Origin of the sequence: Caballeronia temeraria (genome assembly GCF_001544795.2) — a bacterium.
Taxonomy (GTDB): Bacteria; Pseudomonadota; Gammaproteobacteria; order Burkholderiales; family Burkholderiaceae; genus Caballeronia; species Caballeronia temeraria.
In genome coordinates this window covers 14,252-31,775 of sequence record NZ_FCOI02000003.1, presented here as the reverse complement: position 1 = coordinate 31,775, position 17,524 = coordinate 14,252, and the positions used below count along the sequence as shown (strand labels likewise).

Sequence of the window (17,524 nt, the reverse complement as noted above, 5' to 3'; positions counted from 1 at the left end):
GCAACACCCATAACGACGGAGACGTAACTTGAAAGCGAAAACAATCATTGCACGCGCGACTCTCGCAACATTGATGATGGCAGGTGCCGTACATAGCGTGATGGCCGATCAACTCGACGACATCAAGAAAGCAGGCGTCGTGCGCGTTGCGATCGCAATCGGCACGCCGCTCTTCAGCTATGCCGACCAGAACCTGAAGCCCGCGGGATCGGACGTCGATACCGCCACGGCGCTCGCGAAAGATCTCGGCGTGAAGCTCGAACTCGTGCAGATCACCAACGCCGCGCGCATTCCGACGCTGCAGGCAAAGCGCGCGGACCTCGTGATCTCGTCGCTGTCGGTGACGCCCGAGCGCGCGAAAGTGGTCGATTTCTCGAATCCGTACGCGGTGATCTCCATCATCGTCGGCGGCGTGAAGTCGGCGAACGTGAAGAATTACGCGGATCTCGACGGCAAGACCATCGGCCTCACGCGCGCGACGGTGAACGACACGCTGACGACGCAACAGGCGAAGGGCGCGCAGATTCAGCGCTATGAAGACGATGCGACGCTCATCACATCGATGGTCACGGGACAGGTCGATATCTTCTCCAGCACGCCTTCGAATCTGAAGGAGATGCAGGATCGCGCACCGCAACGAAACATCGAGATGAAATTCGAACAGAAGACCTTCGATCTCGGCATCGCGATGAACAAGGACCAGCCGCGCCTGAAGGAGTGGGTGAACAACTGGGTCGGCGCGAACATGAAGAACGGCAATCTCAACACGATCTACAAGAAGTATCACGGGCGTGATTTGCCGGAGAGCATGCGCAAGGGCGCCTGAGCTTCCCGCTTGTTGCCGCTAGCCGCGCAAGACGGAGCCGGGTCAGTCGACCGGCTCCGTTGTCGTTTGCATTCCGCATGCTCGCTTCCGTCGGTAATAATGCATTCAATATACCGCTATTGAATCACCCAAAAATCCTTCACAAATTACGCTGAACCGCCGTGCCATGCGGCTCTGAGACCGTCCAGGACAAGCCGCCGCGCTCCGGCGTACACTCCTTTTGCGTTTTGAATCCTGCATGCATTGATCCAGCACTGGCTGCGCGCGCGTCGTTCCGGGCGCGATCCGGTGAATCTTTGGACATCCTTTCTTCAACAAGGGAAGCATCATGGCCAAGAACACGATTGCGGACTATCTGGCGAAGACGCTCGCGGCGGCGGGCGTGGAACGGATCTGGGGCGTCACAGGCGACAGCCTGAACGGATTGGCATTCAGCCTCGACCGCGTGGGCTCGATCCGCTGGATGCACACGCGTCACGAAGAAGCAGCGGCCTTCGCGGCCGGCGCGGATGCCGCCGCAACCGGCAAGCTCGCCGTATGCGCGGGCAGTTGCGGTCCCGGCAATCTGCATCTCATCAACGGCCTCTTCGATTGCCATCGCAATCATCAACCGGTGCTCGCCATCGCGGCGCATATTCCGTCGACGGAAATCGGGCTCAGCTATTTTCAGGAAACGCATCCGCAAGAGCTGTTCAAGGAATGCAGTCACTTCGTGGAACTGGTGTCGAACGCGTCGCAGTTTCCGCGCGTGCTCGAACGCGCGATGCGCGCGGCGATCGATCAACGTGGTGTCGCGGTGATCGTGTTGCCGGGCGATGTCGCATTGAGCGAAGGACCGGATGTCGAGCCGCGCTGGACCGCGAGCGCGCCGGGCGCGATCGTGCCCGCCGATGCGGATCTCGACAAGCTCGCGGGCCTGCTGAACGGCTGCGAAGCGGTGACGATCATGTGCGGCAGCGGCGTCGCAGGCTCGCACGACGAAGTGGTCGCGCTCGCCGATACGCTCGGCGCGCCCATCGTGCATGCGTTGCGCGGCAAGCAGTTCATCGAGTACGACAATCCGTTCGATGTCGGCATGACGGGACTCATCGGCTTCAGTTCCGGCTATCACGCGATGATGTCGTGCGATACATTGCTGCTGCTCGGTTGCGATTTCCCGTATCGCCCGTTCTATCCGCCGCAGGCGAAGATCGTGCAGATCGACTGGCGCGGCTCGCAACTCGGACGCCGCGCGCCGTTGGAAATGGGGCTCGTCGGCACGATCAAGGAAACGCTGACGGCGCTCTTGCCCAAGCTTCAGCGCAAGGACGAGCGGCGCTTTCTGGAGAATGCGCTCAAGCATTACGCCACGGCGCGCAAGGGCCTCGACGATCTCGCGACGCCATCCGCGCCGGGCCGTCCGATTCATCCGCAATATCTGACAAAGCTCGTCGATGAAATCGCAGCCGATGACGCGATCTTCACCGTGGACGTCGGCACGCCCACACTCTGGGCCGCGCGCTATCTGACGATGAACGGCAAGCGCCAGTTGCACGGCTCGTTCAATCACGGTTCGACGGCCAATGCGATGCCGCAGGCACTCGGCGCGCAGGCCGCTCGACCGCAACGGCAAGTGGTGTCGCTATCGGGCGATGGCGGTTTGTCGATGCTGCTCGGCGATCTGCTCTCGGCCGTGCAACTCGACCTGCCGATCAAGGTCGTCGTGTTCAATAACAGCTTGCTCGGTTTCGTGTCGATGGAACTGAAGGCGGGCGGTTATCTCGACACCAACGTGGATCTGAGCAAGACCGATTTCTCGCAGATCGCGAAGGGCGCGGGCATCTGGTCGGTGCGTGTCGAGGAGTCGGAGCAACTCGAGAACGCGCTGCGCGAAGCCTTCGCGCACAAGGGACCGGCGCTCGTCGATGTGGTCACGTCGAAGCATGAACTCGCGATGCCGCCGACCATCGAGCTATCGCAGGCGAAGGGCTTCAGCCTCTACATGCTGCGAGCGATTCTGAGCGGACGCGGCGATGAAATCGTCGAACTCGCTCGCACGAATCTGCGTTGAGCATGGAGGTATCGATGAGCAAACCGGACGATGCCTTGCCGCTCGATCGCGCTTTCAATTTCGAAGGACAAGTCGTGCGCCACGGCGCGATCGGTGAGGGCGCGCCGCTCGTGCTGGTGCACGGCACGCCGTTCTCGTCGCAGGTATGGCGGCGCATTGCGCCGATTGCGGCACGCTCGCGGCGCGTGCATTACTTCGATCTGCTGGGCTACGGAGCGTCGGAGATGCGCGATGGACAGGACGTGTCGCTCGGCGTGCAGAATCGCGTGCTCGCGGCGCTTCTCGCGCATTGGAGCGTCGAATGGAGCGGCGCTTTACCGGACGTGCTCGCGCACGACTTCGGCGGCGCGACATCGTTGAGAGCCGCGTTGCTCGACGGCTGCGCGTATCGTTCTCTGATGCTCGTCGATCCGGTCGCCGTTGCGCCCTGGGGATCGCCTTTCGTGCGTCACGTGCGTCAACACGAAGCGGCCTTCGCGGGCGTGCCGGCGTACATGCATCAGGCGATGCTCGATGCCTATCTGCAAGGCGCGGCGCATCGGCGCTTGGCCGAAGAGACCTTGTGCATCTATACGCGGCCATGGACAGGCGAGACAGGGCAGGCCGCGTTTTATCGGCAGATCGCGCAGATGGATCAGCGTTATACCGATGAAGTGCAATCGCGCTACGGAGAACTGGAATGCCCCGTTTCGATTATCTGGGGCGAAGAGGACGAATGGATTCCGGTCGAGCGCGGTGTCGAGCTCGCGTCGCTGATTCCGGGCGCGCGCTTTACGCGAGTACGCGGATCAGGACATCTGATGCAGGAAGATGCGCCCGAGGCGATCGTCGGCGAATGGCTGACGTTCGCGGGCGCGATCGAACCATAAAAATCAGAAACGCACGATAGCCGGCCCCTTCAGGCTTTCACGCTTTGTTTTTTGCGCTTTCGGCACGGAATGCGGCTTCGCCCGCATCGGAAATGTCGACCCATTTCTTGTCGGTCGGGGCATCATCGACATAGCTGTCGTGCCAGTTCCACCACTTGTAGGTCGGCGTCTGCGGATAACCTTCAGGCGAGTCTTCCCACCGTTCCTGACGGCCGAGCGGCGTGATGTCGAGATAGTTCCACGTATTGCCCATCTGCTCGTCGCCGCGATTATTGAGGAAGTACGTGCGGAACGCGCGATCTCCGTCGCGAAAGAACACGTTCGTGCCGTGCCATTCGTCGACGCCGAAGTCGGCATCGAAACGATCGGTCAGCGTGAACCACGGAATGTTCCAGCCCATGCGTTGCTTCAGCCGCGCGATGTCCTCCTGCGGCGCACGCGATACGAAGACGAGCGTCGTGTCGCGCGCATTCAGATGCGAAAGATGAGCGACCTGATCCGCGACGAGCGAACAGCCGCGGCACGCATGCTCCGGCCAGCCGAACACGCCGGGCTCGTAGAACGCGCGATAGACGATCAGCTGACGCCGTCCATCGAAAAGATCGAGGAAGCCGATCTTGCCGTCGGGGCCTTCGAAAACATAATCCGTCTTCACTGCGGTCCACGGCATGCGACGGCGCTCGGCCGCGAGCGCATCGCGGGCGCGCGTATGGGCCTTTTCCTTTACGAGCAATTGCTGACGCGCCGCTTCCCATTCCTCTTGCGACACGACGGGTGGCGTGCGCATGACGGTTCCTGTGCCCGTCGTTCCCTTTTCGTCTGATGTAGTCATGGCTTTTGCAACCTCCTGAGTTGAACGCTGGCTCGTTGTATGCCGTGATTGAGTCTGACGCGAAAAACGGATGATCGAGAGCAACAAGTGTGACGCCATTTGCGAGCACGCGCTCTGAACGACAAACGCACGATCACGAAGACAGGTCTCTTCGTAATCGTGCGTCGTCAGCGATTAAATTCAAGCAATATCGCTCAGGCCCACGAGGCGCGCAGCGCATGCATCGTTTTCCAGTACGTGAAGAAGCGTCCGGCGAAGATGCCCGCGACGATGCCCGACACCGCGGCGTCGATGACTGTATAGGTCATGAGCGCCGGCAGGTGACTCACGGTCGCCATCTCGAAGCCCAGCCAGAACTTCGCGATGAATGTCGCGGCGATCAGCAGCAACGGCAGTTTCGATCCCGGCAGCATCACGGTTCGCGCCATCGGATCGACGATGAAGCGGCTCTGGCTCGCAGCGAACACGCCGCCGATCATGCCCGCGCCGAACGTGATGATCCAGACGGCAACCGCCATCCATCCCGTGAGCGGCGAAGCAACCAGATGCGCGATGCCCATGCCCGCGAAAATCACCGGCACGATGGCGAGCTTCGAAAGCGGCGTAGTGCTGGCCTGCATCGCCTTGATGCCGCGATACAGCAGGAACGCGAGCAGCACCCAGACCCATGTCGGCGTGCCTTGAATGATGGCGATTGGCGTCATGATCATCTCCTTGCAAGGGGTTGTTTGATGCGCATGATGACGTCGCAGAATTAGCGGCGAATGAGTCCGCGAGAGGGGCGCTCGGCATCGCGGGATTTAAGCGGCTTCCGAAAATTCGCTGCGCGCCGGGTAAAATGCGCCGCCAGCCCGTCAATCAGCCGCATACGCGCGTAACCCGCGCGCAACGGCATCGCGGGCCGCGCCGCCTCACGAAGGCAAGCTTTCGTCCGTCTGCGCCTGTCCGGTCATCCCGTGCACCGCCGCTTTCGCTGAAACACACACGACACGCAACGACACTCGAGGATCGTTTTCATGCTTGCCCGCGTCACCCGTCTTTTCCCGCTCTGGGCCGTGCTGGTTTCCATCGCCGCCTATAGCGCGCCTTCATCCGTGACCGGCATCGCGCCGCACGTCACGACGCTTCTGACGATCATCATGCTGTCGATGGGCGTCACGCTTTCCATCGACGATTTCAGGCGCGTGTTCACGCGGCCTGCGCCGGTCATCGCGGGTATCGTGCTGCATTACCTCGTGATGCCGCTCGCCGCCTGGGTGATCGCAAAGGCGCTGCACATGCCGCCCGATCTGATGGCGGGCATGGTGCTCGTCGGCAGCGTCGCGAGCGGTACGGCGTCGAATGTGATGATCTATCTCGCGCGCGGCGACGTCGCGCTGTCCGTCACGATCAGCGCGCTGTCGACGCTCGTCGGCGTGTTCGCGACGCCGTTGCTCACGCGTCTTTATGTCGATGCATCGATTGCCGTCGACGTGCACGGCATGCTGATGAGCATCGTGCAGATCGTCGCGCTGCCAATCGTCATCGGCCTCGTCGTGAATCATCTGTTCGGCAAACTCGTGCGCAAGATCGAATGGATGCTGCCGCTCGTGTCGATGGTGTCGATCCTGCTCATCATCGCCGCGGTGGTCGGCGGCACGCAGAAGAGCATCGCGTCGGTGGGCATGGTCGTCGCGGTGGGCGTGGTGCTACACAACGGCATCGGTCTTCTGGGCGGCTATTGGGGCGGCCGTCTGCTCGGCTTCGACGAAGCCGTCTGCCGCACGCTCGCGATCGAAGTCGGCATGCAGAACTCCGGCCTCGCGGCGACGCTCGGCAAGCTTTATTTCACGCCGATCGCAGCGCTGCCCGGCGCGCTCTTTTCCGTGTGGCACAACCTGTCGGGATCGATGCTCGCAGGCTATTGGGCAGGGCGTCCGGCGAAAGGCTCGACGCACGAAGCCGATGCACAAGGCGCAGCTGCAAGACAAAGCTGAACGCTTGCATCGGTCAATTAGAAATGAAAGCGCGCCCGTTGTGGCGCGCTTTTTCTTTTAGCTTTGCTTTGCACTCAGTCCGAGCAATCCGCGAATCGTGTCTTCGGTTTTCGCATAGCTTCCTTCGCCGAATTGGGCATAGACAATCTTCCCGTTCTGATCGATCAGATAGAACGCGGGCCAATACTGATTGTTATAGGCATTCCATGTCGCATAGCGATTGTCCTGCGCGACGGGATATTCGATTCCATATCGCGCGATCGCTTTCTTCAGATTGCCGGTATCGCGCTCGAACGTGTATTCGGGCGTATGCACACCGACGACGACAAGCCCTTTGTCGCGATAGCGCGAATACCAGTCCTTCACGTGCGGCAGCGTATGGGCGCAGTTGATGCAATCGAAGGTCCAGAAGTCGACGAGCACAACCTTGCCGCGCAGCTGCTTGAGATCGAGCGGCGCGCTGTTGATCCAGTTGTCGATGCCGGTGAAGTCGGGCGCCTGCGTGCCTTTTTGCTGCATGGATTGCATCGATTCCACGCCGGCTGCCGAGCCGGTCGATGAGAAAGCGGCAAGCGCCGCGACAGCGCCGAATGCGGCGGCCATTGCCGTAGCGACGGCCGCGATCTTGAGACGATCGAACATGACGAGTGCTCCTTTTGAACTGATGTTGGAGCCATTGAATCGCGCCGATGTATCGGGCGCGTGTCGCGTTTGTATCACCATGTATCCGGCAATGCTTTCGATACACGGCGTTGCACGTCGCATCGTTTCTGAAATGTCCGCGATACATGAAGGCGCTGGAATACGGCACATGGCCCAACCGCTATTCAAGGAGACCGATTCCATGTCACTCATCTTCATCGCATTTCTCGGCGGCGTGTTCACCGTCCTGAGTCCCTGCATCCTGCCAGTCGTGCCCTTCGTATTCGCGCGCTCGGACAAGCCCTTTATCACCGATCGCCTGCCGCTTTTGATCGGGCTCGCGGGCACGTTCGCGCTCGTGACCGGCATCGGCGTCGCGGGTCTCGCGGGCGCCGCGCAACTGAGTCAATACGGCCGCTGGATCGCGCTCGCGACGCTCGCCGTGTTCGGCGCGGCGTTGTTGTTCCCATCGGTCGCCGAGCGGCTCACGCGCCCGTTATCGGCGCTGGCGGACCGTATCGTCGCGCGTTCATCGGCGCAAGGGACAACGAGCCGCATCGCGTCATCGACGCTGCTTGGCGCGGCGACGGGCCTTCTGTGGGCGCCGTGCGCGGGCCCGATTCTCGGCGTGATCCTCACGGGCGCAGCGCTGCATGGCGCGAACTGGCATACGGTTGCGGCGCTCCTTGCCTATGCCATCGGCGCGGCGACTGCGCTCGCGGTGGCGTCGAGCCTCGGCAAACGCGCGCTCGATCGCGTCAAGCGTTCGCTCGGCGTCGGCGAGCATGTGCGCCGCGCGATGGGCGCGCTCATCGTGTTGACGGTGGCCGCGATCGCGACGGGCATCGATACGCGCGTGCTCGCATATATCCCCGGTGCGCCGACCACCGGCATCGAAAGCAAACTCGTGAGCGTGCTGAAGCCTGCATCCGCAGTGAAGGAAGTCTCGCTTACTCGATGACCGCAGGCCCGACATAATTCGCGCGCGGCCGCAGCAAGCGTCCTTCGCCGATCTGCTCGATCGAATGAGCCATCCAGCCGACGCTGCGCGCGATAGAGAATAGAGCGAACGCCGCTTCCTCGGGGAGACCGCAATGATCGCCGAGCGCGGCGAGCGCCATATCGATAGCGGGCAGCTTGCCCGTCAATCGTTCGACGCAATCGATCAACGCTCGCGCAGCATCGGGCGCTTCGAACGCGGACAAGAGATCGGCCGCGCGCGGATCGCCTTGCGGATAAAGTTCGTGGCCGAAGCCCGGCAACGAGTCGCCATCCGCGATGCGTCGCTGAACCGCGATCTCGGTGCCCGAGCGTTTCGCATCGTTCATGAGCTCCCGTACGCGCACGATGGCGTTGCCGTGCATCGGCCCGGAAAATGCCGCGAGTCCCGCGATCATGCTTGCTCCGAGCGAGGCTCCCGTCGATGCGGCCACACGCGCCGCGAACGATGAACTCGTGAGTTCCTGATCGGCAAGCAGCACCAGCACGCGCCGAATCAGATCCGCATGATGCGCGACATCCCATGCATGCGCGATCCGCAGATGCAACGGACCGTCATCCGAACGTAACGCGACGAAGTTGCTCGCGACGCGGCCCACCAGCACCGCGGCCTGATTCACGCGCACCGTTTGGTCCGTATCGTTCGCCGCCTCGTGCGCCAGAGCAGCATAGACACGCGCGCGGACGGGTCCATCGAAACGGACCGGCTCGATAGAAGGAAAGCGCGGCAGTTCGTTCATATCCCAGAGCAGACGCGCGGCCTCTTCGAGCGTCGCCGATGCCGCCAGTTGCACCGCATCGCGGCCGCGATAATAGAGCCGCCCGCGCACGATGGCGGAGATGCTCGTGTCGATGATCGGCTCGCCCCAGGCCATCGTGCTCGCCGCGATGTTCTTGCGCGCCCGTCCGAGGTTGCGCTTCTTCACGAGCGCCGCGATATCCGCTGCGCGATAGAGATTGCGGTTCGCGTGCTGCGGGTCGTCCTGAACCTCGATCTGACCACGGCTCACATAGGCGTATAGCGTCTGCTTGCGCACGCTCAGGGCCTCGCAGGCCTCTTCCTGAGTCATCCAGTTCTTCACGTTGATCGAATCAATCAAGATTGACGGTCATCCACGGCGTCGGTTTAATGCAAGCATCAAATTTCCCCGAGAGAAGTCCGGCCAGCAGGTCGAAAGGCTTCCGCAGCGCGCGTCGTCCGGACGCGTTCAGGGGCATGAAACAGGAGATATCGGTGGCTACAGAGCGAACGACCCAGTATATAGCGAGCACCGCAACCCGCACGACGCGAACACGCTACTCGATCCTCGCGATGATTCTGCTGCTGGCCACGGTGGCCTATGCGGATCGCGCCATCCTGTCAATCGCAGGGCCCGGCATATCGAAGGAATTCGGCCTGAATCACGTGCAACTGGGCTATGTGCTGTCGGCCTTCAGTTGGGCGTATGTCGTCGGTCAGATACCCGGCGGCTTGCTGCTCGATCGTCTCGGCACCAAGACCATGTACGGCGCGACGCTGATCCTGTGGTCCGTCGCGACGATGTTGGTCGGCTTCATCGGCAACTTCACGTCGGATCTTTCGATTGCGCTGGGGCTGCTGTTTGCGCTGCGTTTCGCGCTCGGGCTGATCGAAGCGCCGAGCTTTCCCGCCAACGGCCGCGTTGCCGTCATGTGGTTCCCGAAGGAAGAGCGCGGTCTCGCGACATCGCTGTTCGCATCGGCATCGTACTTTGCCGTGGCGATCTTCTCGCCGTTCGCGGGATGGCTCACGTCGCGTTTCGGCTGGCCCGCGCCGTTCATCGCGCTGGGCGTGATCGGCATCGTGGCCGCGGGCGTGTGGGCCGTCGTGATGTACGAGCCGCGCAATCATCCGCGCGTGTCGAGCAGCGAGCTGGATCACATCATCGCGGGCGGCGCAATGGTCGATATCGACTCGAAGCACGAGCTTCAGTCACGCCCCGCGATCTCGTCCGGCGTCATGCGCACGCTGCTCACCAACCGCATGCTGTGGTGCGCGTATATCGGGCAGTATTGCACCATCGCGCTGAGTTATTTCTTCATCACCTGGTTCCCTATCTATCTCGTTCAGGCGCGCGGCATGAACGTGATGCAGGCAGGCTTCGCGACGATGGTGCCGGCCGTGGCGGGCTTCGTCGGCGGCATTGCGGGCGGCACGCTTTCCGACTGGCTCATTCGCCGCGGATGGAGCGTCTCGTGGGCGCGCAAGACGCCGTATATCGTCGGCATGGCGATGGGCTGCAGTCTCGTGCTGTCCGCCGTCACCGAAAGCAATGTCGTGATCGTCATGCTGATGACGCTGGCCTTCTTCGGCAAGGGTGCGGCGGCGGGAGCGGGCACGTGGGCCGTCGTCAGCGATACGGCACCGCGCGAAGCAGTCGGTCTCGCCGGCGCGATCTTCAATTGCATCGGGAATATCGGCGGGATCGTGACGCCGATCGCCTTCGGCTATCTCGTGCAGGCGACGGGCGGCTACACGGTCGGACTCTACTTCGTCGCGGCGCACTGTTTGCTGGCGGCCATCGTCTATCTGTTCTTCATGGGAAAGATCGAGCGCGTCACAATGAGTTGAGTCCTTGTTTTCAGGTTTCTTTTTGCATAACACCATCATCGAATTCGAATCATGACCAAGCCGATCATCCTCAATGCGGCGGACTTGCCCGAGTGGGCTCACGCTGAACTGAGAACGCTTTTTACCGTGCTCGATTTGCCCAAAGAGCCCGCCGAGGCCCGTGCGTTTCTGATCGAGCACGGTCGCAAGATTCGCGGCATCGCGCTGCGTAAAACGAAGATCGACGTGGCTTTCCTCGATGCGCTTCCCGCGCTGGAAATCATCTCGAGCTACAGTGCGGGACTGGATAACGTGGACATTCAGGCGACGCGCGCCCGTGGCCTACGCATCGAGAATACTTCGCACATTCTGGCCGAAGATGTGGCGAATGCGGCTGTCGGACTGGCGCTGGCGATCACGCGCGACTTCGTGAATGCCGATGCCTACGTGCGCTCAGGGCAATGGCCCGTGCAAGGTCATTACCGGCTGGGCCGGTCCATTTCACACATGAAGGTCGGCATCGTCGGACTGGGCACGATCGGTTCGGCCATTGCGCATCGGCTGCGTGCGTTCGGTTCGACGCTCGCGTATATCGGTCCCAACCGCAAGGCTGTCGATATGCCGTACTACGATGACGTCGCCCAACTGGCGCGGAACAGCGACATGCTGATCCTCACGTGCCCGCTATCAAAGGCGACGCATCATCTGATCGATGCGAACGTCATCGATGCGCTCGGCCCCGATGGATTTCTCGTGAATATCGCGCGTGGTCCCGTAGTCGATGAACGTGCGCTGATCGCGGCGCTTGCATCGGACAAGCTTGCGGGCGCCGCACTCGATGTGTTCGAGCACGAACCCGACGTTCCCGAAGCGCTCATGCGCGATCGCAGGCTGGTGCTCACGCCGCATATCGGATCGGGAACGGAAGAGACGCGTCGCGCGATGGCGGAACACGTCGTCGATGCACTGGCAAAGCATTTCGGCATCGAAGGGCCGCGAACATGTCGCGGCGAATCGATGATGCAATCACTTGTGGCCGATTGCTGAACTCATCCCGAGCACGCGGTCGTCCAGACGATCATCGACGATGCCGGCCGGTTCCACATGCGCGGTGACGTCGGACGCATGAAAGAGCCGCTGCACGGCTTTTTCCGCATCATCGGCGATGGCGTGACCTTGCGCGACGGTGAGATCGCCATTCACTTCGAGATGAAACTCGACGAATACGCGATCGCCGCCATTTCGCGTGCGGATATCGTGCAAGGCTTGCACGCCTTCCACTGCCGTCACCGCCGCCACGATACGCGCGCGTTCCGGCTCGCCGAGCTCGCGGTCGAGCAACTGAATGAGCGCCTCCGCCGCCATGCCGCGCGCGTTCCAGAGCATGTACAGCGCGATGCAGAGCGCGCCGATCGCGTCGGCGCGTGACCAGCCGAGATAGCGATCGAGCAGCAGCGCGATGAGCACAGCGATATTCACGGCGACGTCCGTGACATAGTGCGCGCGGTCGGCGGCGATGGCGGTCGACCGCGTGCGCTTCACGACCCACGTCTGCATCAACACGAGCGCGACGGCCGCCAGCGAACTCACGATGATGACCCCGATCCCGAAGCCCGTCTGATTCAGCGGTTCGGGGTTCAGGATGCGTTCCACCGATTCGATGCCGAGCGCGAGCGCCGCGCCCGCGAGCAACAGCGCCTGCACGAATGCCGCGACCGCTTCCGCTTTGCCATGCCCGTAGCGATGCCCTGCATCGACCGGGCGCGCGGCGTAGCGCACGCCCATGAAGGTTACGGAGGACGCGAGCACGTCGACGAGACCGTCGGCCGCGGCGGTGAGCAGCGAAATCGATCCGGTCGCGAAGTAGGCCCAGACCTTCAACACGACGAGGACGAGCGCAAACACCAGCGCGACCATCGACGCCATGCGACGAAGCGCCTCGTCAGTGTTCCCTTGTGACATCTCCAACTCCTTTCAGCTTTTTTTCGAGCGGCATCATTGTGCCGCATTGGCCGCAATCCTACGGACGATTCGCAAAAGCGCGTCTTTACCATCCGAAAAAGTCATCAAAACGTTGCCGTTTAGGGGCATTCCCTAGCCTCCCGTTTGAAGGCTCGCGTGGCAAGCAACGGCCGCGAGCAAGTCCTTCGCCCGCAAAGCCGCGCCGGCTATGGCTTCACGGCACACGCGCCGCGTTCCGCTTTTTTTAAGCATCGGCTGCAACACGCGCATTCATTACCAGAAGTATCGAAAAGTGCTCAGAAAATGTCGGTGGGTGTTCGAAATTGGACATGTACGCTTCATTCAACGCAAAGAAGGCCGGACTTCTCCGGCGGCGACAAATTCCTTTTTCGAACTAGGTGGAATGACCCGATGATTCCCAACCTAACTCTCGCACCGAACGACGTCACGAGTACGGCTTCCGCGCAGTTTGGAACCCGCTCGCCGGCGCGCCCGGTTGCGGCTTCCCAGACCGAGATCCTCACGGTCAAGAACCTTTCGAAGATCTTCGGTGCGAAGCCGGAGCGCGCTCAGGAGTTATTGAAGCAAGGCCTCGGCCGGAACGAGATCTTCGCGCAGACCGGCAACATGGTCGCCGTCGACGATGTGAGCCTCGCCGTCAACGCAGGCGAGATTTTCGTCATCATGGGCCTGTCCGGTTCCGGAAAATCGACGCTGGTGCGTCTGCTCAATCGCCTGATCGAGCCGACTTCCGGGCAAGTGATTCTCGAAGGCCGCGATATCGCGCCGATGAGCACGCCCGAACTGCGCGCCGTGCGCCGCGAAAAAATGGCAATGGTGTTCCAGTCTTTCGCGCTGCTGCCGAACCGCACCGTTATCGACAACATTGCCTATGGGCTCGAAGTCGCGGGCAAGAAAAAAACGGAACGATATGAACTCGCACGCGCCGCGTTGACGCGCGTCGGCCTCGCTTCTTACGAAAAGCTTTTGCCGAGCGAGCTGTCGGGCGGCATGCAGCAGCGCGTCGGGCTGGCTCGTGCGCTGGCGGTGAATCCTTCGGTGCTCTTGATGGACGAAGCGTTCTCCGCGCTCGATCCGCTCATCCGCTTCGAGATGCAGAACGAGCTGCTGCGTCTGCAGAAGGAAGAGCAGCGCACGATCGTTTTCATCTCGCACGACATCGAAGAGGCGGTGAAGATCGGTGGGCGCATCGGCATCATGAAAGACGGCCGCCTGATTCAGGTCGGCACGCCGGCGGAACTCATTCAATCGCCTGCGGACGACTACGTGCGCGACTTCTTCCGCAACGTCGACGTGTCGCGCTTCCTCGAAGCATCGAGCCTGATGACGAAGGTCGAGCGCGGTCTCATCGCATGTAATACGAGCGCGCCTTCCGAGCGCTATCTGAACAGCCTGATCGACAGCGGCGCGGAGTGCGGCTATGTCTGCGACGAAGCAGGGCGATATCAGGGCTGCGTGACGCCGGCGTCATTGCACAAGAGCGGCAATCGCCCGATCAGCGACGCGTTGCTTCGCGACGTCGCGGCCGTTCCGTTGACAACGGATTTGCATGAACTCGCGGCGATTGCGCTCGGCCAGGTGCACGACGTGCCGGTCACCGATGAACACGGCAGACTCGCGGGCGTGGTGTCCTGCCGCACGATTCTCAAGCAGGTCATGGAGCGGAGAGCAGCATGAATTCCTCGATTTTTGGACGATTCGCCGAAGACGCGGTCAACTTTCTTTTCTCGCACTTTCGCGGCGGATTCGATGCATTCTCGGCCGCGCTCGGCGCGGTCATCAAGCTGCTCGAAGACGGCCTCGGCGCAGTGCCGTTCATCGCGATGCTCGTCATTCTCATGGCGCTCGCGCTGTGGAGAAAGGGCGTCGTGTTCGCGGTGTTTGTCGGCGCGGCGCTCTATGTGATCAACTACATGGGCCTCTGGGCACAGACCGTATCGACGCTCGCGCTCGTCGTCGCGGCGACGTTCTTCAGTCTCGTGATCGGCGTGCCGCTCGGCATCTGGGGCGCGCGCAACCGGCGTGTGGAAGTCGTGCTGCGTTCCTTGCTCGACTTCATGCAGACCATGCCCGCATTCGTGTATCTCATTCCCGCCGTGATTTTGTTCGGTCTGGGCCGCGTGCCCGCGGTGATCGCCACGATCGTGTTCGCGATGCCGCCCGTCGTGCGGCTGACGACGCTCGGCATCCGGCAAGTGCGCGAGGAACTGCTCGAAGCGGGCCGTTCCTTCGGCAGCACGGATGCGCAACTACTCTGGAAAATCCAGTTGCCTAATGCACTGCCTTCGATCATGGCGGGCGTGAACCAGACGATCATGATGGCGCTGTCGATGGTCGTGGTCGCTTCGATGATCGGCGCGGGCGGCCTTGGCGAGTACGTGTTGAGCGGCATCCAGCGGCTCGATATCGGCATCGGCTTCGAGGGTGGCCTCGGCGTAGTGCTGCTCGCGATCATCCTCGACCGCCTCACGGAGAGCTTCGGCGTAAAAGCGAAGAAAAAGAGGAAGGTCGTGTCCACGCCGGCGAAGTCCGCCGCTGCGGGAACGAGCGCGCAGACCTGAACGGTACGAGCGTCGATCAAATCAACCCTACTGCACAGTACGATACGGAGTCCGAAATGAAGAAGAGCCTGATCAAATCCTTGATCGTCAAGATAGTGACGCCGGCCATCGTGGCGTTCGGGGCCGGCGCGAGTCCGGCGATGTCCGCCGAGCCGATCAAGATTGCGGTCACCAACTGGGCCGACGTGCTCGCCGTCGCCAACGTTGCGAAGTATGTGCTCGAAACCAAGCTGCAGCAGCCGGTGCAATTCGTTCAGGCGGATATCGGCATACAGTATCAGGGTGTGTCGCGCGGCGATCTCGACATCATGGTCGGCGGCTGGCTGCCGGTGACGCACGGTCAGTACGTCGCGCGCTACAAGGACACGCTTGACGACGTCGGCATCATTTACACGGGCGGCAAGAACGGCTGGGCCGTGCCTGCCTATGTGCCCGAATCGCAGGTTTCGTCGATCGAAGATCTGAAGAAACCGGACGTGCAGAAGCAAATGAACGGCGTGATCCAAGGCATCGAGCCGGGCGGCGGTCTCATGCAGGCGTCGGAGAAGACGATCAAGGCGTATGACCTGTCGGGCTACAAGCTGCAATCCGCAAGCGAGGCCGGCATGCTCGCGGCGATTCAGCGCGCCTATGGATCGAAGCAATGGATCGTCGCGACCGTATGGAGCCCGCACTGGCTGTTCCAGAAGTGGCAGATGCGCTATCTGAAGGACCCGAAAGGCACGCTCGGCGGAGAAGAGCAGGTTCACGCGTTTGCATCGAAGCAGTTCGCAAAGAAATTCCCCCGCGCCGACGTATTCTTCAAGCATTACAAGCTGACGCTCGCGGATGTGGAAGCGATCGAGTTCGAGGGCAATTCGACCAACGACTACGCGACGGCCGCGAAGAAGTTCGTCGATGCACATCCGGACAAGGTCAAGGCCTGGCTGGAACAGTGAAGCTTTGTTGCACGACACCCTCGGAGCAAGTCTCGTGAACGAGTATTCGCGCTTCTTCGGCGAAAGCCTGCAAAGCCACGATCCCGTGATCGCATCGGAAATCGCGTTGGAATTGCGCCGTCAGCAGACGCAGCTCGAACTGGTCGCATCGGAAAACATCGTCTCGGCGGCGGTGCTGGAAGCGCAGGGGACTGTCCTCACGAACACGTACGCCGAGGGTTATCCGTCGGGGCGCCACTACGGCGGCCGCGAGCATGTCGATCGTATCGAGGCGCTTGCGATCGATCGCGTGAAAGCGTTGTTCGACGCCGACTTCGCCAACGTGCAGCCGCATTCGGGCGCTCAGGCGAACGGCGCGGCGATGCTCGCGCTTCTGCAGCCCGGCGACACCGTGATGAGCATGTCGCCCGTGCTGCCGGGCAAGTGGTTCAACGCGGTTCAGTACGGCGCGAGCCCGGACACGCTGCGTATCGATTACGACGACGTGCGGCGCATGGCCGAACAGCATCGTCCGAAGCTGATCGTCGCCGGAAGTTCGGCGTATCCGCGCGCACTGGATTTCGCGGCGTTTCGCGACATAGCGGAGAGCGTCGGCGCATGGTTGATGGTCGACGTGGCGCAGATCGCGGGCATCGTCGCGGCGGGACGGCATCTGAATCCGGTGCCGTTCGCCGATGTCGTCACGTCCACGACGCACAAGACGCTGCGCGGTCCGCGTGGTGGCTTCATTATCACCAACAACGGCGACATCGCGAAGAAGATCGACGCCGCGGTGTTTCCCGGCTTGCAGGGCGGACCACTGATGCATGTGATCGCCGGCAAGGCCGTCGCGTTCGGCGAAGCGCTGCGCCCTGAATTCAGCGCTTACATCGACCGAGTGCTGCGCAACACCCGCGCGCTCGGCGAGACATTGCTGGCTGGCGGCCTGCGTCTCGTGACCGGCGGCACGGACAATCATCTGCTGCTCGTCGATCTGCGCGGCAAGCGCATCACCGGCATGCAGGCCGAGAAGGCGCTCGAGCGCGCGGGCATCACGTGCAGCGCCACGATGACTTCAACCCTTTGCTTCGGCACGCCCGCGACCACGACGCGCGGCTTCGGCATCGCACAGTTCAAGCAGGTCGGCGCGATGATCCTCGACGTAGTGAACGCGCTCGAACAGGAGCCTCGCGGCGACGAGCATGTCGAGCGTGCGGTTCGCGCGCGCGTGCGCGATCTGTGCAACACGTTCCCGTTTTATTCCCATGCAGAAGCGCTCGTCTGACGCGCATCGCGCATG

At 61.9% G+C, this 17,524-nt stretch carries 16 protein-coding genes; 11 read left to right on the top strand and 5 right to left on the bottom strand.

The features are described from left to right. Nucleotides 1–28: 28 nt before the first annotated feature. From AWB76_RS05065 to AWB76_RS05055, 3 genes are all read left to right on the top strand, one after another. Nucleotides 29–826, top strand: coding sequence for a transporter substrate-binding domain-containing protein (locus tag AWB76_RS05065; RefSeq protein WP_061159047.1), 798 nt, complete (start codon nucleotides 29–31; stop codon nucleotides 824–826). Nucleotides 827–1,154: 328 nt separating this feature from the next. Continuing rightward, nucleotides 1,155–2,876 (top strand): ubiquinone-dependent pyruvate dehydrogenase, encoded by a 1,722-nt coding sequence (gene poxB, locus AWB76_RS05060; protein WP_061159046.1) that lies wholly within the window; start codon nucleotides 1,155–1,157, stop codon nucleotides 2,874–2,876. A gap of 14 nt (nucleotides 2,877–2,890) precedes the next feature. Beyond that, entirely contained in the window at nucleotides 2,891–3,745 is an 855-nt protein-coding gene (locus tag AWB76_RS05055; protein ID WP_061159404.1) for an alpha/beta fold hydrolase, read from the top strand. 37 nt (nucleotides 3,746–3,782) lie between these two features. On the opposite strand, the gene AWB76_RS05050 is transcribed toward AWB76_RS05055, so the two are convergent. Next, nucleotides 3,783–4,577: a DUF899 domain-containing protein gene (locus AWB76_RS05050; RefSeq protein WP_061159045.1), complete on the bottom strand. Its 795-nt coding sequence runs from the start codon at nucleotides 4,575–4,577 to the stop codon at nucleotides 3,783–3,785. 194 nt (nucleotides 4,578–4,771) lie between these two features. Then, on the bottom strand, nucleotides 4,772–5,281 hold the full coding sequence (locus AWB76_RS05045; RefSeq protein ID WP_061159403.1) for a DUF6622 family protein: 510 nt from the start codon (nucleotides 5,279–5,281) through the stop codon (nucleotides 4,772–4,774). A gap of 312 nt (nucleotides 5,282–5,593) precedes the next feature. Here AWB76_RS05045 and panS point away from each other — a divergent pair, with 312 nt between their 5' ends. Then, nucleotides 5,594–6,553, top strand: a complete 960-nt coding sequence (panS, locus tag AWB76_RS05040; RefSeq protein ID WP_061159044.1) for a ketopantoate/pantoate/pantothenate transporter PanS — start codon at nucleotides 5,594–5,596, stop codon at nucleotides 6,551–6,553. Nucleotides 6,554–6,610: 57 nt separating this feature from the next. Here panS and AWB76_RS05035 read toward each other — a convergent pair whose 3' ends face one another. After that, a complete protein-coding gene (locus tag AWB76_RS05035; protein ID WP_061159043.1) occupies nucleotides 6,611–7,195 on the bottom strand; it encodes a thioredoxin family protein in 585 nt (194 codons plus the stop codon). A gap of 202 nt (nucleotides 7,196–7,397) precedes the next feature. Between AWB76_RS05035 and AWB76_RS05030 the strand changes: the two genes are divergently transcribed. Continuing rightward, a complete protein-coding gene (locus AWB76_RS05030; RefSeq protein WP_244173225.1) occupies nucleotides 7,398–8,156 on the top strand; it encodes a cytochrome c biogenesis CcdA family protein in 759 nt (252 codons plus the stop codon). Here the strand turns inward: AWB76_RS05030 and AWB76_RS05025 are convergent. Next, entirely contained in the window at nucleotides 8,146–9,264 is a 1,119-nt protein-coding gene (locus AWB76_RS05025; RefSeq protein WP_061159402.1) for a citrate synthase family protein, read from the bottom strand. The genes AWB76_RS05030 and AWB76_RS05025 overlap by 11 nt on opposite strands. A 164-nt stretch (nucleotides 9,265–9,428) precedes the next feature. On the opposite strand from AWB76_RS05025, the gene AWB76_RS05020 reads away from it, so the two are divergent. Both AWB76_RS05020 and AWB76_RS05015 read left to right on the top strand, forming a co-directional pair. Beyond that, nucleotides 9,429–10,784, top strand: coding sequence for an MFS transporter (locus AWB76_RS05020; RefSeq protein WP_061159401.1), 1,356 nt, complete (start codon nucleotides 9,429–9,431; stop codon nucleotides 10,782–10,784). A gap of 51 nt (nucleotides 10,785–10,835) precedes the next feature. Then, complete coding sequence (locus AWB76_RS05015) at nucleotides 10,836–11,810, top strand: 2-hydroxyacid dehydrogenase (RefSeq protein ID WP_061159042.1); 975 nt, start codon at nucleotides 10,836–10,838, stop codon at nucleotides 11,808–11,810. Here the strand turns inward: AWB76_RS05015 and AWB76_RS05010 are convergent. Further along, nucleotides 11,790–12,725, bottom strand: coding sequence for a cation diffusion facilitator family transporter (locus AWB76_RS05010; RefSeq protein WP_061159041.1), 936 nt, complete (start codon nucleotides 12,723–12,725; stop codon nucleotides 11,790–11,792). The genes AWB76_RS05015 and AWB76_RS05010 overlap by 21 nt on opposite strands. Before the next feature lie 411 nt (nucleotides 12,726–13,136). Between AWB76_RS05010 and AWB76_RS05005 the strand changes: the two genes are divergently transcribed. From AWB76_RS05005 to glyA, 4 genes are read left to right on the top strand one after another with little or no spacing between them, the layout of a single operon-like run. Next, the gene (locus AWB76_RS05005; protein ID WP_061159040.1) at nucleotides 13,137–14,423 is read left to right on the top strand and encodes a quaternary amine ABC transporter ATP-binding protein; all 1,287 of its coding nucleotides are present in this window, start codon (nucleotides 13,137–13,139) and stop codon (nucleotides 14,421–14,423) included. After that, entirely contained in the window at nucleotides 14,420–15,307 is an 888-nt protein-coding gene (locus AWB76_RS05000; protein WP_061159039.1) for an ABC transporter permease, read from the top strand. The genes AWB76_RS05005 and AWB76_RS05000 overlap by 4 nt, the downstream gene beginning before the upstream one ends. Nucleotides 15,308–15,363: 56 nt before the next feature. Further along, nucleotides 15,364–16,245, top strand: a complete 882-nt coding sequence (locus tag AWB76_RS04995; protein ID WP_061159038.1) for a glycine betaine ABC transporter substrate-binding protein — start codon at nucleotides 15,364–15,366, stop codon at nucleotides 16,243–16,245. 34 nt (nucleotides 16,246–16,279) lie between these two features. Beyond that, the gene (gene glyA, locus AWB76_RS04990; RefSeq protein WP_061159037.1) at nucleotides 16,280–17,509 is read left to right on the top strand and encodes a serine hydroxymethyltransferase; all 1,230 of its coding nucleotides are present in this window, start codon (nucleotides 16,280–16,282) and stop codon (nucleotides 17,507–17,509) included. Nucleotides 17,510–17,524 lie beyond the last annotated feature (15 nt).

Bases quoted from the DNA above. Each gene is read 5' to 3' on its own strand.
- panS (WP_061159044.1), top strand. From the start codon at position 5,594: ATGCTTGCCCGCGTCACCCGTCTTTTCCCGCTCTGGGCCGTGCTGGTT.
- AWB76_RS05025 (WP_061159402.1), bottom strand. From the start codon at position 9,264: ATGACTCAGGAAGAGGCCTGCGAGGCCCTGAGCGTGCGCAAGCAGACG.
- AWB76_RS05045 (WP_061159403.1), bottom strand. From the start codon at position 5,281: ATGACGCCAATCGCCATCATTCAAGGCACGCCGACATGGGTCTGGGTG.
- AWB76_RS05055 (WP_061159404.1), top strand. From the start codon at position 2,891: ATGAGCAAACCGGACGATGCCTTGCCGCTCGATCGCGCTTTCAATTTC.
- AWB76_RS05005 (WP_061159040.1), top strand. From the start codon at position 13,137: ATGATTCCCAACCTAACTCTCGCACCGAACGACGTCACGAGTACGGCT.
- AWB76_RS05035 (WP_061159043.1), bottom strand. From the start codon at position 7,195: ATGTTCGATCGTCTCAAGATCGCGGCCGTCGCTACGGCAATGGCCGCC.
- AWB76_RS05030 (WP_244173225.1), top strand. From the start codon at position 7,398: ATGTCACTCATCTTCATCGCATTTCTCGGCGGCGTGTTCACCGTCCTG.
- AWB76_RS05015 (WP_061159042.1), top strand. From the start codon at position 10,836: ATGACCAAGCCGATCATCCTCAATGCGGCGGACTTGCCCGAGTGGGCT.
- poxB (WP_061159046.1), top strand. From the start codon at position 1,155: ATGGCCAAGAACACGATTGCGGACTATCTGGCGAAGACGCTCGCGGCG.
- AWB76_RS05000 (WP_061159039.1), top strand. From the start codon at position 14,420: ATGAATTCCTCGATTTTTGGACGATTCGCCGAAGACGCGGTCAACTTT.
- AWB76_RS04995 (WP_061159038.1), top strand. From the start codon at position 15,364: ATGAAGAAGAGCCTGATCAAATCCTTGATCGTCAAGATAGTGACGCCG.
- AWB76_RS05050 (WP_061159045.1), bottom strand. From the start codon at position 4,577: ATGACTACATCAGACGAAAAGGGAACGACGGGCACAGGAACCGTCATG.
- AWB76_RS05010 (WP_061159041.1), bottom strand. From the start codon at position 12,725: ATGTCACAAGGGAACACTGACGAGGCGCTTCGTCGCATGGCGTCGATG.